11 protein-coding genes and 3 tRNA genes are annotated in these 15,402 nt (G+C 74.2%); 8 read left to right on the top strand and 6 right to left on the bottom strand.

Annotated elements, in window-relative coordinates:
• The first annotated feature begins 599 nt into the window (after positions 1 to 599).
• From ACFVXG_RS16950 to ACFVXG_RS16930, 5 genes are all read left to right on the top strand, one after another.
• Positions 600 to 1,544, top strand: a complete 945-nt coding sequence (locus ACFVXG_RS16950) for a PAC2 family protein (RefSeq protein ID WP_350505341.1) — start codon at positions 600 to 602, stop codon at positions 1,542 to 1,544.
• A 148-nt stretch (positions 1,545 to 1,692) separates the two neighbouring features.
• Positions 1,693 to 2,712, top strand: coding sequence for an SGNH/GDSL hydrolase family protein (locus tag ACFVXG_RS16945; RefSeq protein WP_387928242.1), 1,020 nt, complete (start codon positions 1,693 to 1,695; stop codon positions 2,710 to 2,712).
• Between the two features lie 161 nt (positions 2,713 to 2,873).
• Positions 2,874 to 4,184, top strand: a complete 1,311-nt coding sequence (locus tag ACFVXG_RS16940) for a deoxyguanosinetriphosphate triphosphohydrolase (protein WP_387928240.1) — start codon at positions 2,874 to 2,876, stop codon at positions 4,182 to 4,184.
• Between the two features lie 97 nt (positions 4,185 to 4,281).
• Positions 4,282 to 6,198, top strand: a complete 1,917-nt coding sequence (dnaG, locus tag ACFVXG_RS16935; protein WP_387928238.1) for a DNA primase — start codon at positions 4,282 to 4,284, stop codon at positions 6,196 to 6,198.
• Between the two features lie 131 nt (positions 6,199 to 6,329).
• Positions 6,330 to 7,553: a sigma-70 family RNA polymerase sigma factor gene (locus ACFVXG_RS16930; protein WP_387928236.1), complete on the top strand. Its 1,224-nt coding sequence runs from the start codon at positions 6,330 to 6,332 to the stop codon at positions 7,551 to 7,553.
• 29 nt (positions 7,554 to 7,582) lie between these two features.
• Here the strand turns inward: ACFVXG_RS16930 and ACFVXG_RS16925 are convergent, their stop codons facing one another.
• From ACFVXG_RS16925 to ACFVXG_RS16910, 4 genes are all read right to left on the bottom strand, one after another.
• Positions 7,583 to 8,746: a DUF2690 domain-containing protein gene (locus tag ACFVXG_RS16925; RefSeq protein ID WP_387928234.1), complete on the bottom strand. Its 1,164-nt coding sequence runs from the start codon at positions 8,744 to 8,746 to the stop codon at positions 7,583 to 7,585.
• Positions 8,747 to 9,177: 431 nt separating this feature from the next.
• The gene (locus tag ACFVXG_RS16920; protein WP_387928232.1) at positions 9,178 to 10,581 is read right to left on the bottom strand and encodes a glutamate decarboxylase; all 1,404 of its coding nucleotides are present in this window, start codon (positions 10,579 to 10,581) and stop codon (positions 9,178 to 9,180) included.
• 161 nt (positions 10,582 to 10,742) lie between these two features.
• The gene (locus tag ACFVXG_RS16915) at positions 10,743 to 12,188 is read right to left on the bottom strand and encodes an FGGY family carbohydrate kinase (protein WP_387928230.1); all 1,446 of its coding nucleotides are present in this window, start codon (positions 12,186 to 12,188) and stop codon (positions 10,743 to 10,745) included.
• A 175-nt stretch (positions 12,189 to 12,363) separates the two neighbouring features.
• Positions 12,364 to 12,657, bottom strand: a complete 294-nt coding sequence (locus ACFVXG_RS16910; RefSeq protein WP_350509403.1) for a hypothetical protein — start codon at positions 12,655 to 12,657, stop codon at positions 12,364 to 12,366.
• A gap of 241 nt (positions 12,658 to 12,898) precedes the next feature.
• On the opposite strand from ACFVXG_RS16910, the gene ACFVXG_RS16905 reads away from it, so the two are divergent.
• Both ACFVXG_RS16905 and ACFVXG_RS16900 read left to right on the top strand, forming a co-directional pair.
• A tRNA-Asn gene (locus ACFVXG_RS16905) sits at positions 12,899 to 12,971 on the top strand.
• Between the two features lie 62 nt (positions 12,972 to 13,033).
• A tRNA-Asn gene (locus ACFVXG_RS16900) sits at positions 13,034 to 13,106 on the top strand.
• A gap of 174 nt (positions 13,107 to 13,280) precedes the next feature.
• On the opposite strand, the gene ACFVXG_RS16895 is transcribed toward ACFVXG_RS16900, so the two are convergent.
• Together ACFVXG_RS16895 and ACFVXG_RS16890 are read right to left on the bottom strand one after the other, a co-directional pair.
• Positions 13,281 to 14,030 (bottom strand): trypsin-like serine peptidase, encoded by a 750-nt coding sequence (locus ACFVXG_RS16895; protein WP_387928228.1) that lies wholly within the window; start codon positions 14,028 to 14,030, stop codon positions 13,281 to 13,283.
• Positions 14,031 to 14,168: 138 nt separating this feature from the next.
• Positions 14,169 to 15,017 (bottom strand): trypsin-like serine peptidase, encoded by an 849-nt coding sequence (locus ACFVXG_RS16890; RefSeq protein ID WP_387928226.1) that lies wholly within the window; start codon positions 15,015 to 15,017, stop codon positions 14,169 to 14,171.
• 189 nt (positions 15,018 to 15,206) lie between these two features.
• Between ACFVXG_RS16890 and ACFVXG_RS16885 the strand changes: the two genes are divergently transcribed.
• Positions 15,207 to 15,280: transfer RNA gene (locus ACFVXG_RS16885), tRNA-Ile, on the top strand.
• Positions 15,281 to 15,402 lie beyond the last annotated feature (122 nt).

Here is a 15,402-nt window from a genome sequence, read left to right as displayed (position 1 = left end):
ATGGGGCGGAGCGGCGGCCCGGAACGGGCGGCGAGGGTGCCGGAACGGACACGGATCCTCGGACCGGTCCGGCGGGAAGAGCGAGGGGACAGTGTCGTCCGGGAAATGGCCGAGGAGGAGGCGGGTGCGCGAAGGGAAGCAGGCGGCCAGGTGAAGGCAAGGTGCGTCGTGGGTGTCTGCCCGACAGCGATCCGGGTCGTGATCGACGGCGTTACGGACGACGTGACGACGACGCGACGATGCGAGGCAGCGAGAGGACGATACCCGCCAGAACGCGGTGCGTCACTTCGCGGCGCGCGAATGTCGCAGCGGGCCGCTGACGCGCGCCCCGGAGCGGGCTGTTGAACACCCGTGACCAGGGGCTTTCCCTTCGGGTGCGATCATGGTCCGGAGCGGTCGGCGACGGCCCCCGGACGTGTCGCCGGACGGGTCGCCGGACGGGTCCGCGGACAGGGCGTCGGACGGGTCCCCGGACGGCCCGCCGGCGGGACCGTCCACCGAGCGGTCGGCCGGAACGGGAATTCCCTCGCGGCCCGACACGCTGGACAGGACGAGAGCCGGTCGGAGCGGGACGAGCAGAGAACGGGGAAGGGTGCGCGGTGCGAGACTTCCAGGCGCTGTACGAGCTGGATGAGCGGGGCGTGGCCGCCGTGGCCGAGGCCAACGCGGAACTGCGCGACACCGGCGCCGGACTGGTGCTGCTCCAGCACTTCGAGGGCTTCATGGACGCCGGCGAGGCGGGCGGCCAGGTGGTGGCCCACCTGCTGGAGACGGGCTCCCCCCAGGTGGTGGCCCGCTTCGATCACGACCGCCTGGTCGACTACCGGGCCCGCCGCCCCGCGATGGTCTTCGACCACGACCACTGGTCGTCCTACGACCCGCCGGAGATCCTGCTCCAGCTGGTCCGCGACGCCGCCGGCGCCCCGTTCCTGCTGCTCACCGGCCCCGAGCCGGACGTCGAGTGGGAGCGTTTCGCGCGCGCCGTCCGCGCGCTGGTCGAGCGCTTCGAGGTCCGGCTCAGCCTGGACTTCCACGGCATCCCGATGGGGGTGCCGCACACCCGCCCGGTCGGCCTGACGCCGCACGGCAACCGGCTCGACCTCGCGCCGGGGTACCCGCAGTGGTTCGAGCAGGCGCAGGTCCCGGGCAGCGCCCAGGCCCTGCTGGAGTACCGCCTGGCCGAGGCCGGGCACGACGTGCTGGGCTTCGCCGTGCACGTCCCGCACTACGTGGCCCGTTCGGCCTACCCGGCGGCCGCGGTGCTGATCCTGGAGGCGGTGCAGTCCGCCACCGGCCTGGTGCTGCCCGGCACCCGGCTGCGCGAGCGGGTGGGCGAGGTGTACGCCGACATCGAGGAGCAGCTGGCCCAGGGCGACGGCGAGTTGCGCTCGGCGATCCGCGGCATGGAGGGCCAGTACGACGCGGTCGCGGGCGCCGAGAGCCGGGAGAGCCTGCTCGCCGAGCCGGTCGACCTGCCCTCCGCGGACGAGCTGGGGCGGCGCTTCGAGCAGTTCCTGGCCGAGCACGAACGCGGCGCGGAGTAGCAGTACGCCGCACAGCCGCAGAGCCGTCCGCGGAGGCCCCCGCGGACGGGAGTCTTCGGCGCCGCCCGTACGTTGGTCCTGCGGTGCCCGGGGGGACGGGCCGCCGTGTACGGAGCAGCCCGTGACCCGCAGCCCCAGGGGGGACGCCATGCCGAGCACCACCCGCCCGACGGCCGTCGCGACGGCCCTGCTCGCCGCCCTGCTGCTGGCCGGTACGGCCGGGTGCAGCGGCGGGGGCGGACCGGACGGAGCGGACGGTTCCGACCGGGGCTTCGCGGGCGCGGTGCCCGGCCGGGCACCGGCCGGCCCGACCCCGACCCCGACGCCGACCCCCACCCCGCCGCCCACCAGCCCGTACGTGGCGCTCGGCGACTCGTACACGGCCGGGCCGAAGATCGCCCCGCAGGTCGGCGACCCGGGCGGCTGCGCCCGCTCCGGGGTCAACTACCCCTCCCTGCTGGCGAAGGCGCTCGCCGTGCCGTCCGGGCAGTTCCGGGACGTCAGCTGCAGCGGCGCCCGCACCGGAGACCTCAGGGCGGTGCAGAAGACCGACGACGGCCCCAACCCGGCCCAGCTGGACGCGCTGACCCCGGCCACCCGGCTGGTCACCCTGGGCATCGGCGGCAACGACGCCGGCTTCATGCAGGTCGTCACCGAGTGCGCCAAGGCCACCCTGGTGGACGCGGTGAAGGACCTGGTCGGCGCGGACCGCGCGGCCGCGCCCTGCCGGGAGCACTACGCCTCCGGCGGCACCGACGAGGTGCAGGCCCGGGTGGACGCGGCCGGCGCGAAGGTCGCCGAGGCCCTCCAGGAGATCAGGCGCCGCTCCCCGCAGGCCCGGGTGTACGTGGTCGGCTACCCGGCGCTGCTCCCGGCCGACCCGGCGAGCTGCCAGCCGACGCTGGGCGGCACGCTCGCGCCGGCCGACCTCGGCTTCCTCACCGAGAAGGAGCAGCAGCTCAACGGGATGCTCAAGCAGCGCGCGGAGGCCGCCGGTGCGGTGTTCGTGGACACCGCCGGGCCCTCGGCCGGGCACGACATGTGCGCGGGGGAGGACGCCCGCTGGATCGAGCCGCCCTTCCCGGCCCACGGGCTCACCCCGATCCACCCCAACGCCCGGGGGGAGGAGGCGGTGGCCGCCGTGCTGCTGAAGGCCGTCCGGGGCTGACCGCGCCCGCCGGACTTGCCCCCGGGCGACTGGACCGTTCGGGTCCGGCCGATTCACCGGGGCGGACACCGGCGCGCCTCCCACGGTTCACGCCCCGGCCCGCGCCCCTTCGCGCGCGGCACACCCCGCGTGTCGGGGGTGCGGCGTACCGTGAGGAGCATATGGATGACACCACGCACCGCCTCGCCGCCCCGATCCCGTACGACCACGCCGCCGAGGCCCGCTGGGTCCCCGAACCGGACAAGCGCCCCGGCCGCACCGCCTTCCAGCGCGACCGCGCCCGGGTGCTGCACTCCGCCGCGCTGCGCCGACTGGCCGGTACCACCCAGGTGGTCGCCCCGATGCGCAGCGACTTCCCGCGCACCCGGCTCACCCACTCGCTCGAATGCGCCCAGGTCGGGCGGGAGTTGGGCGCCGCCCTCGGCTGCGACCCGGACCTCGTGGAGACCGGCTGCCTGGCCCACGACATCGGCCACCCGCCCTTCGGCCACACCGGCGAGGAGGCCCTCGACCAGGCCGCCGAGGCCTGCGGCGGCTTCGAGGGCAACGCCCAGTCGCTGCGCATCCTCACCCGGCTCGAACCCAAGCGCTTCGCGCCCCCGGAGGAGCAGGCCGCCGCCCGGCTCGCCCCCTGGCCCGGCCGTAGCGTCGGCCTCAACCTGAGCCGGGCCGCCCTGGACGCCGCCACCAAGTACCCGTGGACCAAGGGCGCCCACCCCACCGACCCGGCCTCGTCCAAGTACGGCGTCTACGCCGACGACCTGCCGGTCTTCCGCTGGCTGCGGGCCGGCTCCCCGGCCGGGCGCAAGTGCTTCGAGGCCACCGTCATGGACTGGTCCGACGACGTCGCCTACTCCACCCACGACGTCGAGGACGCCCTCCAGGCCGGCCACGTCGACCCGGCCGCCCTGCGCGCCCCCGGCGAGCGCGGCGACCTGTTCAAGGTCGCCGAGCGCTATGCCCAGGACGCCGAGCCGGAGGAGCTCGCCGCCGCCCTGGACCGGCTGCTCGCCCAGGACTGGTGGCCGCGCGGCTACGACGGCACCGCGCGCGCCCGGGCCGGCCTCAAGGACCTCACCAGCCAGCTGATCGGCCGCTTCTGCCTGGCCGCCGAGCAGGCCACCCGCGCCCGCTACGGCCCCGGCCGGCTCACCCGCTACGCGGCCGAGCTGGTGGTGCCGCGGGAGGTCCGGCTGGAGGTCGCGGTGCTCAAGGCCGTCGCCGTCCGGTACGTGATGATGCGCGACGAGCAGGCCCAGTTGCGGGCCCGCCAGCGGATCGTGATCGCCGAGCTGGCGTACGTGCTGACCCAGCGCGCCCCCGAGGGGCTGGACCCGGTCTTCACCGCGATGTACCACGAGGCCGAGGACGACCGGGCCGCCCTGCGCACCGTGATCGACCAGATCGCCACCCTCACGGACGCCTCGGCCCTCGCCCTGCACGCCAAACTCGTCGGCGCCGCCTGGTCGTAGCCGCGGGGGGGAGGGGGAGACCGAGGTCACCGTCCCCTTCCCCGTCGGGGTGCCCCGGCAGAGCCGGAAACCCCGGCCGCCCCAGTAGACTTCCGGGGTGGCCGGGCGGATCAGGGACGAAGACGTACAGGCGGTGCGCAGCGCACTGCCGATCGACGCGGTGGTCGGCGACTACGTACAGCTCACCAACGGTGGCGGCGGCGAGTACAAGGGCGTCTGCCCCTTCCACGACGAGAAGTCCGCCTCCTTCTACGTCAACCCCGCCAAGGGCGTCTTCCACTGCTTCGGCTGCCAGGAGAACGGCGACACCATCGCCTTCCTGATGAAGATCGAGCACTTCACCTTCGCCGAGGCCGTCGAGCGGATGGCCGCCCAGGCCGGCATCACGCTGCGCTACGAGGAGGGCGGCTACAGCCCCCGCCACCAGCAGGGCGAGCGCACCCGGCTGGTCGAGGCGCACAAGGTGGCCGCCGCCTGGTACCGGGAGCAGCTGGCCTCGCCGGAGGCGGAGATCGGCCGCCGGTTCCTGGCCGAGCGCGGCTTCGACGAGGAGGCCGCGAAGATCTTCGGCGTGGGCTACGCCCCGGTGGGCTGGGAGCACCTGGTCCGCTACCTGCGCGGCAAGGGCTTCACGGACAAGGAGATCCTCCAGGGCGGCCTGGCCTCGCAGGGCCAGCGCGGCGGTCTGATCGACCGCTTCCGGGGCCGGCTGGTGTGGCCGATCCGGGACATCGCGGGTGAGGTGGTCGGCTTCGGCGCCCGTCGGCTGCGCGAGGACGACAACGGCCCGAAGTACCTGAACACCCCCGAGACGCCGATCTACAAGAAGTCCCACGTGCTGTACGGCATCGACCTGGCGAAGAAGGAGATCGCCAAGTCGGGCCGGGCGGTGGTGGTCGAGGGCTACACCGACGTGATGGCCTGCCACCTGGCCGGGGTCACCTCGGCGGTGGCCACCTGCGGCACGGCGTTCGCCGAGGACCACATCAAGATCATCCGCCGGCTGCTGATGGACACCTCCCAGTACCGCGGCGAGACGGTCTTCACCTTCGACGGCGACGCGGCCGGCCAGAAGGCCGCCCTGCGCGCCTTCGAGGACGACCAGAAGTTCGCCGCCAAGACCTCCATCGCGGTCAGCCCGGGCGGCATGGACCCCTGCGAGCTGCGCCTGGCCCAGGGCGACGAGGCGGTCCGGCAGCTGATCGACCACCCGGTCCCGCTGTTCGAGTTCGCGCTGAACTCCGCGGTGTCGAAGCACCGGGTCGAGACGCCCGAGGGGCAGGCCGCCGCCATGGAGGAGGCCGCCCTGATCGTCGCGAAGATCAAGGACCAGTCGATCCGGCACGGCTACGCGATCCGCCTGGCCGGCATGCTCGGGGTCAACCCGGGCGACGAGCAGTTCGTGGTCCGCCGGATCTCCCAGCTGGCCCGCTGGGAGCGGGAGCGGCAGCAGAACCCCCGCGCCAACGGCCAGCAGCGGCGCACCGAGCAGCCCGTCACGGCGCCGCGCCCGGACCGGCCCGCGTTCCGGCTGAACCCGCGGGACCCGGCCCAGTTCGTCGAGCGGGAGCTGCTCAAGCTGGCGCTCCAGCACCCGGACCTGGTCAGCCCGGCCTTCGACCAGTACGGCGAGGACGAGTTCCCGACCCCGCCGTACGCCGCCGTCCGGCAGGCCATCGCCAAGGCCGGCGGCGCCGCGTACGGGGCGGCCGTGCCCGACTTCACCAGCGCGGTGCGCGAGGCCTCCCCGGACGACCAGGTGCGTTCGCTGGTGACCGAGCTGACCGTCGAACCGGTGCGGTCGCTCCGCAAGGCGGACGCGATCTACGCCGGGGAGTTCCTGGTCAAGCTGCGCCTGCTGGCCGTCGACCGGCGGATCGCCGAGGTCCGCGGCTACCTCCAGCGGCTGGGCCACCGGGCGGACGCCGAGCAGCTGCACGCGGTGCAGACCGAGCTGTGGCAGCTCCAGCAGTACGGCGACCAGCTGAAGAGCCGGGGCGCGGCAGCGTTGTAGGGCGTGCCCGGGAAGTCCTGCGCAGAAAGTCGGCGCACGAGTCTCGGCCACGGAGCGTGGCGTACCCCACACTGGAGGGCGTCCCACCTCCGTCCAGCGCGGGTCCGCCAGAGTCGCGCCCGCCCCGAGGGATGCCCGTGGACCAAGGCCTTGCCGCAGCGACCACCGCCACCAGACGAGCCGAGCCCACCGGACGAGCCGAGCCCACCGGACGAGCCGAGCCCACCGGACCGCCGACCGGGGAGCAGGAGACGGACCACGGCCGGGCCGGGTCCGCGCCCCCGGACCAGCGGGTGCCCGCCCAGGAGCTGCCGGAGGGCCACCCCGACAGCCCGGAACCGACCCCTGAGTCGAACCCCGAGCCGGACGCCGAGTCGAACTCCGAGCCGGACGCCGAGCCGGATCTCGACGACGAAGGCCCCGCCGAGCGGGCGGAGGGCGGCAGTCCGGCCGCCGACCTGCTGCGCCAGTACCTGCGCGAGATCGGCCGGATCCGGCTCCTCACCGCCGCCGAGGAGGTCGAGCTGGCCCGTCGGATCGAGGCCGGCCTGTTCGCCGAGGAGCGGCTGAACGGCGACCCGCCGCCGCCCGACCCGCTGGCCCGCGAGCTGGACTCCCTGGTGGTCCTCGGCCGGATCGCCAAGCGCCGCCTGATCGAGGCGAACCTGCGCCTGGTGGTGTCCGTCGCCAAGCGCTACGTCGGCCGCGGGCTGACCCTGCTGGACCTGGTCCAGGAGGGCAACCTCGGCCTGATCCGGGCGGTGGAGAAGTTCGACTACGCCCGCGGCTACAAGTTCTCGACGTACGCGACCTGGTGGATCCGGCAGGCGATGAGCCGGGCGCTGGCCGACCAGGCCCGGACGATCCGGGTGCCGGTGCACGTGGTGGAGCTGATCAACCGGGTGGTCCGGGTGCAGCGCGCGCTGCTGCAGGAGCGCGGCCTGGAACCGACCCCGGCCGACATCGGCACCGCCCTGGAGCTCACCGAGGTGCGGGTCCGCGAGCTGCTCCGGCTGGCCCAGGAGCCGATCTCGCTGCACACCCCGGTCGGGGAGGAGGACGACGTCGCGCTCGGCGACCTGATCGAGGACGCCGACGCCGCCTCGCCCGCCGAGTCGGCGACCTTCCTGCTGCTGCGCCAGCACCTGGACGCGGTGCTGGCGACCCTCGGCGATCGGGAGCGCCAGGTCGTCCAGCTCCGCTACGGGCTGGACGACGGCCGCCCGCGCACGCTGGAGGAGATCGGCGCGGTGTTCGGTGTGACGCGGGAGCGGATCCGGCAGATCGAGTCCAAGACGCTGGTCAAGCTCCGCGACCACGCCTACGCCGAGCAGCTGCGCGGCTACCTCGAATAGCGGGTCCCCCGGGGCGTGTCGGCCGTGCCTCAGGACGCGGACGGGCTCGGCGAGGCCTGGCCGCTCGGCGAGGCCTGGTCGGTCGGCGGCGCCTGGGTGGCGCCCTGCGCCGGTCCGGTCGACGCCGCCCCCGGCGCCGACCCCGACGGCGAGTCGCTCGGCGTCGCCGCCGCGCCCCCGGCACCCGGGGGCGGGGAGGCGGGGCCGATCGGGATCGGGGTGGAGGCGACCACCGTGGCCAGGTCGGTGACGGTCCCGGTGCAGTCGTTCCCGGCCGGCTGGAAGCCGCATACCTTGAAGCTGACCGTCGGGTCCGCCGCGTTCAGCATCTGCGAGTAGTTGTCGTAGCCCCAGTGGATCATCGCGGTCTCGCTGTCCCCGGTGCTGTCGGTGATCACCGCGTAGTCCTTGGGCTCGCCCTCGGTGATCGCCGCCCAGGCGGCCTGGCAGGTCCGGCTGTACCGGAGGTACACGACGACCTTGCCGACGACCTGGGTCTGCAGGGTGCGGGCGTCCTTGCCGCAGCCGGTGGTCTTGGGGTCCTTGTGGGCGCAGCCGAGGGCCCGGCAGGCGGGGTCGGTCGGGACGGGCTTGGCGCCGGCCGGGGCGGTCGGGGACGGCTCGTCGGCCGCCGAGGCCTGGCCGTCGTGCCGGCTGACGCGCAGCCCGACCAGCACCAGCAGCAGCGCCAGCACGGCCGCGCCGGAGACCAGCGCCACCGGGCGCCGCCACCAGGTGGCGGCCCGCTCGCCGGCCTGCTCGTCGGCGGTTTCGGGGGACGACGCGGGGGCGGTTTCGGGGGCGGGTCCGGCCGGGTCGGGCTCTGCCCGGTCGGGCTCGGGGCCCGCGGCGTCGGTCGGTGCCGACGTCTGCGCCAGGGCCTCGGCCTTGGGCTGCTCGGCCGTCGGCCGGTCCGCCGTCACCTCGGCCTCGGGCGCCACCGCCCGCTGCCACAGCCGGCGCAGCGCGGTCGCGTCGCAGTCGACCGCCCCGATCAGCGCCTCCAGCGCCTGCTCGGTGACCACCCGCTTGCCGTTCAGCCAGCGTTCCCAGGAGGCCCGGCTGTAGTGGGTCCGGGTGGCCAGCTCGGACAGCGAGAGTCCGGCGGTGTCCTTGAGCGTCCGGAGCTCCTCGGCCAGCCGGCGGGCGGGCTCGGACAGCTCCTCGGGCAGTTCCTTCCAGGCGGAAGCCAACGCGGTCCTCCATGAGTCGCGGGACGGGACGACGGTGGGACGGGGCGGGGAGGTGCACGCCCGGTCCGGCCGGTCGGCGTCTCTCCTTCTCCAACCTCAGCGGCCTGGCGTCCCAAACTCCAGGTCATGGCGTTGAGACGGACGGAAGTGTCTCACAACCCCTCGGAACCCTCGAACAGTCACGTGTTCGTCGTGCAGAGTTCTCCTCGCCGGTGCGTTTCGCCGCCCGGCGGTTTCGTTCGGGCCCCGGCCGGTCGGCCGTGGTCGGCCCGATACGGAGTCCCGGAACCCCCCACCGGTCGGGGCAGCCTCGCGGGGGGAGGCTGCCCCGACCGACCCGGGACCACCCGGCGGGAGGGCGCTTCCCCTGCGCCCTCCCGCCGCGGCATTTCCCGGGCCGTGACGGCCGCCCGAGGCGGGTCGGACACGCCTCAATGGTGGAAGCCCGCGCGGACCGGCACGCCCAGCTCCTGCAGCGGGACGGGCTGACGGCGCAGTTCCGGCAGCAGCCGGTTGAGGTCGGCCAGCAGCAGGTCGGCGAGGTCCTTGGAGAAGCCGTTGCGGCAGACCACCCGGAGCACCGACAGGTCCTCCCGGTCCGCCGGGAAGGTGTAGGCGGGCACCTGCCAGCCGCGCTCGCGCAGGCGCCGGGAGACGTCGAACACGTCGAAGGTGACGTCCTCGGTGGTGGTGAAGGCGAACACCGGGACCTGGTCGCCGCGGGTCAGCAGCCGGAAGCAGCCGAGTTTCCCGATCTCCCCGGACAGGTAGGTGGCGACCTCCCGGCTGGCGCCCTGGACGGCCCGGAAGCCGGCCCGGCCGAGCCGCAGGAAGACGTAGTACTGCGCCGCGACCTGCGCGCCGGGCCGGGAGAAGTTCAGCGCGAAGGTCGGCATCTCGCCGCCCAGGTAGTTGACCCGGAAGACCAGCTCCTCCGGCAGGGCCTCCTTGTCCCGCCACAGCGCCCAGCCGACGCCGGGGTAGACCAGGCCGTACTTGTGGCCGGAGGTGTTGATCGACTGCACCCGGGGGAGCCGGAAGTCCCAGACCAGCTCCGGGTCGAGGAAGGGCGCCACCATGCCGCCGGAGGCGCCGTCCACGTGCACCGGGACGTCCAGGCCGGTGCGGGCCTGGAGTGCGTCCAGGGCCGCGCAGATCTCCGCGATCGGCTCGTACGACCCGTCGAAGGTCGATCCGAGGACGCCGACCACGCCGATGGTGTTCTCGTCGCACAGGGCGGCGGCCTGCTCGGGGCCGAGGTGGAAGCGCTCGCCCTCCATCGGCGCGGTGCGGGCCTCGATCTCCCAGAAGGTGCAGAACTTCTCCCAGCACACCTGCACGTTGACGCCCATGACCAGGTTGGGGCGGGCCCCGGCCGCGTAGCGCTCGGCGTTGCGGCGCATCCAGCGGCGCTTGAGCGCCATGCCGGCCAGCATGCAGGCCTCGCTGGAGCCGGTGGTGGAGCAGCCGACCGCGGCGTCCGGGTCGGGGGCGTGCCAGAGGTCGGCGAGGATGGCCACGCAGCGCCGCTCCAGTTCGGCGGTCTGCGGGTACTCGTCCTTGTCGATCATGTTCTTGTCCAGGCACTCGGTCATCAGCCGGGTGGCCTGCGCCTCCATCGAGGTGGTGACGAAGGTCGCCAGGTTGAGCTTGGCGCTGCCGTCCAGCATCAGCTCGTCGTGGACCAGCTGGTACGCGGTGTCGGCCGCGACCGGGCCCTCGCCGAGCCGGTGGACCGGCGGGGCGAGCTCCATCGCACCCAGCGGGTCGGTGATGCCGAGGAACGGACTGACGCTCAACCGGCGGTCGCCGCCGGTCCCCTTGTGCAGGGCCATGGGTGCCTGCCGCCCTTCGCCTCGGTGGCCGTGTCCCGACCCACGCTGCCACCGGGCACCGGGTGACGCATCTTCACCGACGGACTTCGGCCAGACGGCGTTTCCCCCGACGGCAGGCCTCAGACTCCAGGCCTCAGACTCCAGGCCTCACGAGGCAGTGGTCAGGCCGACGGGCCCGAGGCGGCCTCCGGGTGGATCTGGTTCCGGGCGGCGCGGTACTGCTGGCGCACCGCCGATCCGATCGCCAGGTCCTGCTCGCCCTCGGGCTCGACCGTCTCGGCGTCCGGCAGCGTCCACTCCGGCGGCTCGGCGGTCCCGGCCAGCGCCCAGGCGGCCTGCCGGGCGGCGCCGCGGGCGGCGTGCGCGCCCGGCGGGGGCACCACGACCGGGACGCCGAACAGCATCGGGGCGACGTGCCGGACGACGGGCAGCCGGCCGGCCGCGCCGAGCAGGAACACCCGCTTGATCCCGACGCCCCGGGCACGCAGCACGTCCAGCGCGTCGGCGGTGTTGCAGAGCATGCCCTCGACGGCGGCCCGGGCCAGGTGCTGAGGGGTCATCGCCTCGGCCCGCAGGCCGGTCAGGGTGCCGGCGGCGTGCGGCAGCGCGGGGGTGCGCTCGCCGTCCAGGTAGGGGAGCAGCACCAGGCCGTAGGCGCCGGGGGAGGAGTGCAGGGCGAGGTCGCTCAGCCCGTCCAGGTCCCGGCCGAGCATGGCGGCGGTGGAGCGCAGCACCTGGGCGGCGTTGAGGGTGGCGACCATCGGCAGGTGGTGGCCGCTCGCGTCGGCGAAGGAGGAGACCAGGCCGGTGGCGTCCACCACGGCCTCCCCGTGCACCGCGAAGATCGTCCCGGCGCTGCCGAGCGAGACCACCGCGTCGCCCGGGCCGAGGCCCAGGCCCAGGGCGGCAGCCATGTTGTCGCCGGTGCCGGCCGAGATCAGCAGGCCCTCGGGGGTGTGCCCGGCGGGTTCGGCGGGGCCGAGCACGTCGGGCAGTCTGAGCTCGTGGCCGAGCGCCAGCTCGACCAGGTCCTGGCGGTACTCGCCGGTGATCGGGGACCAGTAGCCGGTGCCGGAGGCGTCGCCGCGGTCGGTGGTGCGGCGCTTGGGGTGGCCGAGCAGCTGCCAGACCAGCCAGTCGTGCGGCAGCAGCACCTCGGCGACCCGGCGGGCGTTGGCCGGCTCGAACTCGGCCAGCCAGCGCAGCTTGGCGATGGTGTACGTCGGGCCGGGCACGGCGCCGATCGCGGCGGTCCAGGCGGCCGGGCCGCCGAGGGCGTCCAGCAGCTTGGCGGCGGCGCCGCTGGAGCGCGGGTCGTTCCAGAGGATCGCGGGCCGCACCTGCACCCCGCCCGCGTCCAGGCCGATCATGCCGTGCTGCTGGGCGCTGACGCCGATGGCCCGGACGCCCTCCAGCAGGCCGCCGGCCGCGGCGTCGCCGAGCGAGTGCAGCCAGACCTGCGGGTCGGCCTCGCCGGGGCGCAGGTCCTGGTCCTCGGGGACGGGGTGGGGCGCCTTGCCGGAGCGCAGGACGGCACCGGTGTCGGTGTCGCACGCGACGATCCTGGTGCGGCTGGTGGAGCTGTCTATCCCCGCGACGATGGCCATGTCGAGATCATGCCTCAGCCCGGCCCGGTACGCGTCCGGGCCGGGTGAGCCGTTGCCGGTTCGGGACCCCGCGTTGGGATCTCCTTTGCCGTGGGGTCACAGCCCCGTCATGAACGGCCGGTAGCCGAGGCCACAGCCCCGCTACCGACCGGCGGTAGCCGGGCCTACCGCCCGGTCACGGGCGGACGGTGCCCCAGCCGTCGTCCTCCGCCCGGGAGCGGCTGAAGTACGGCACCCGGTCGGTGACGGCGTTCGGCAGCCGGTCCCCGACCCGGTCGGCGACGGCGCCCGCCGCCTTCCCGGCCACCGCGCCGGCCTGCTGCCGCGCCCGGTCGGTCGCCCCCTGCACGGTGGGGTTCCGGGCGATCTGCCGGGTGACCTTGGTGATCTGTTCGTAGCGCTCGCGCCCGGCCCGCGAGCCGAGGACGTAGCCGGCCGCGAGACCCACGGCCAACGACAGCTTCCACATGATCGGACCCACCCTCTCCTGGCGGCCTTCTGCCGCATTGCCCTACCCGTTGCCCGGGACGGCGAACCGCCCGCGCCCCCAGCATCCCCGGGTGCCGTCGGGGGCGCGCGCGGGGCACGCCGGGCCGGCGGTCCGGGGCGGCCGGGGAAACGATTGGCGGACCACCCCCCCGAGTGCGCTAATGTATGTCCCGCAGCGAGCGCCGAGGAGCCCGGGTCACGGGAGCCGAAGCGGAAGCCGATCCCCCATAGCTCAATTGGCAGAGCAGCCGACTGTTAATCGGCAGGTTATTGGTTCGAGTCCAATTGGGGGAGCTCGGGAGTAGTGCTCTTCGGAGCCCGACTCCCGCCCGTGGTACGGAAGTTGAGTACCGCGATCCCGCATAGCTCAATTGGCAGAGCAGCCGACTGTTAATCGGCAGGTTATTGGTTCGAGTCCAATTGCGGGAGCTTCACCGGCTCTGCTCGGTGACTGCTCAGAGCGAAGGCCCCTCGGACGACCGGGGGGCCTTCGTGTTGCCCGCCCAGGTGTCGCGTGCGTCACCCGGCGGCCCGCCCCGGCCCGGCCCGCCGCCTGCCCGCCCCCTGTGGGGAAGGCGGGGCGGGCGGACGTGACGGGCGCGGTCAGGTGGTCGCCTTCCGGTAGAGGTCGGCGACCCGCTGGTCGAAGGCGACGCTGTACGAGGTGCCCGGGGTGTCCCCGCCCTCCTCGAAGCCGCCGATCACGCCGACCACCGTGCCGTCGCCGGTCACCCACGGGCTGCCGCTGGTGCCGTCGGTGTAGCCGCCGCAGTCGAAGCGCTCCTGGGTGGAGCTCTGCGAAGTGGTCCGGACCGAGCAGGTGATCGGCTCGTCGCTCTCGTTGGGGTAGCCGGTCACCGAGACCGCCAGCCCGACGCCCCGGCCGGTGCCGAGCGGGTTGCCGCCGACCGCGTCCTCGATCTGCCGGCCGTCGGCCGGGCGGAGCGTGATGAAGGCCACGTCGTAGTCGGGGTCGTCGTCGGAGGCCCAGCGCGGGTCGACGGTGATCGACTGCACCTGCCAACTCCCGTACGGGGAGTACCCGTTGCGGTAGCCGGGGGTGAACACCAGGCCGTCCAGCAGGCCGACCCGCTGGTTCTGCACGCAGTGCGCGGCGGTGACCAGCAGATTGCGCGCGGGGCTGCGCACCACGCTCGCGGTGCAGGACCGGGGCCCCTGGGCGTTGTGGATGGACAGGGTGCCGATCCGGTCGCGGGCCGCGCTCTGCTGGGCGACCTCGGCGTTCGGCGCCTTGTCCGGCCCGCTGCCGCAAGAGGTGCCGGCGGTGAGCAGCAGGGCGGCCAGCGCGGTCGCTCCGGCCGCGCGCGCGGGCGGCACCGGGCGGGGGGCCATCGGGGCTCCGTCTCGTTCTTCGGGGCGGGCATCCGGGCCGTGCGTTCCGCCGTTCGAGAGGAAGATCTACCAGGCCGTGCCCGGCGGCGCCACTGTCGGGTGTTCGAAGGACGCGCCCGGGGCTCCGGTCCGGCCCGCTCAGCCGGTGGCCCGGTCGTAGAGCGCCTGGACCCGGTCGCCGAAGTAGCTGCTGTAGGAGGTGTTCGGACTGTCCCCGCCCTCCTGGTAGCCGCCGATCACGCCGACCACGGTGCCGGTCCTGGTGGACGGGTCGAAGTCGGTGACCCAGGGGCTGCCGCTGGTGCCGCCGGTGTAGTCGGGGCAGTCGATCCGCAGCTGGGTGGCGCTCTGCTCGGAGGTGGTGTTGGAGCAGGTGATCGGGACGTCGCTGCTGCCCGGGTAGCCGGTGACCCGCACCGGGACCTGGTAGCCGCGGTTGACGCCCAGTTTGTTGGCGCCGAGCACCTGTTGGACCTGCTGCCCGTTCTGGGCCTGGACGACGGCGAAGGCGACGTCCATGTCCGGGTCGGCGTGGTCCTTCCAGCCGTCGTCCACGCTGACCGCCAGCAGCGGCCAGACGCCGCTGGGGGTGTCGCCGTTGCGGTAGCCGGGGACGAAGACCAGGTCGCTGCGCTGGCCGATCTTCGGGTCCCAGACGCAGTGGGCGGCGGTGACGATGAGGTTGAGCCCGGCGCTGTCGACCACGCTCGCGGTGCAGAAGTGGTCGCCGTCCGCGTTGCGCGTGAACACCGCGCCGACCAGGCCGTTGAGCACGGTGGGCTTGGCGGTGCGGGTGACCCCGGTGTGCTTGCCGGTCGCCCCCTTGAAGCGCTGCTTGCTCCAGCCGTGGGCGCTCGCGGGGGTGCTGGGCGGTGCCGAGGTGACCGTCGGGGCGACGCTGCCGGGCCGCGCCGCGGTGGTGCACCCGGCCGTCGCGATCGCCAGGACCAGCACCCCGGCCGCCGCTCCCGCCCCACGCATCGTCATCAGCCCAGGCTGCCCTGTCCGGGCCCTCCGCCGCCACCCGGAGTCCCCCGCCCGGAGAGGCGCGCACCGTCGCGCACCCAGGTGCGCCCCCGGCGCGCACCACGGGTGATCGACCGGCTATGCTGCCCGGGACGGCCTCGCGGGGCCGTCTGCTGCTGCCGTGGCCACGACCGGCGCGCGCGGCGAACCGGGGCGGTAGCTCAGCCGGTTAGAGCAGGGGACTCATAATCCCTTGGTCGTGGGTTCGAGTCCCACCCGCCCCACCTCCGGCCCATCCGAGCCGTTGTGCCGATAGGGCCCTTGACCAGCGAAAACGCTGGTTTCTGCGAGTGGAACTGTAGAACAACCCCGCGCGGGAACCGGCGGTGCCACGCTGGGTTTCACC

The organism is Kitasatospora sp. NPDC058162 (assembly GCF_042884005.1).
Taxonomy (GTDB): Bacteria; Actinomycetota; Actinomycetes; order Streptomycetales; family Streptomycetaceae; genus Kitasatospora.
Note: the sequence above shows the minus strand (reverse complement) of the source record. Positions and strands in the feature narration are given on the sequence as shown.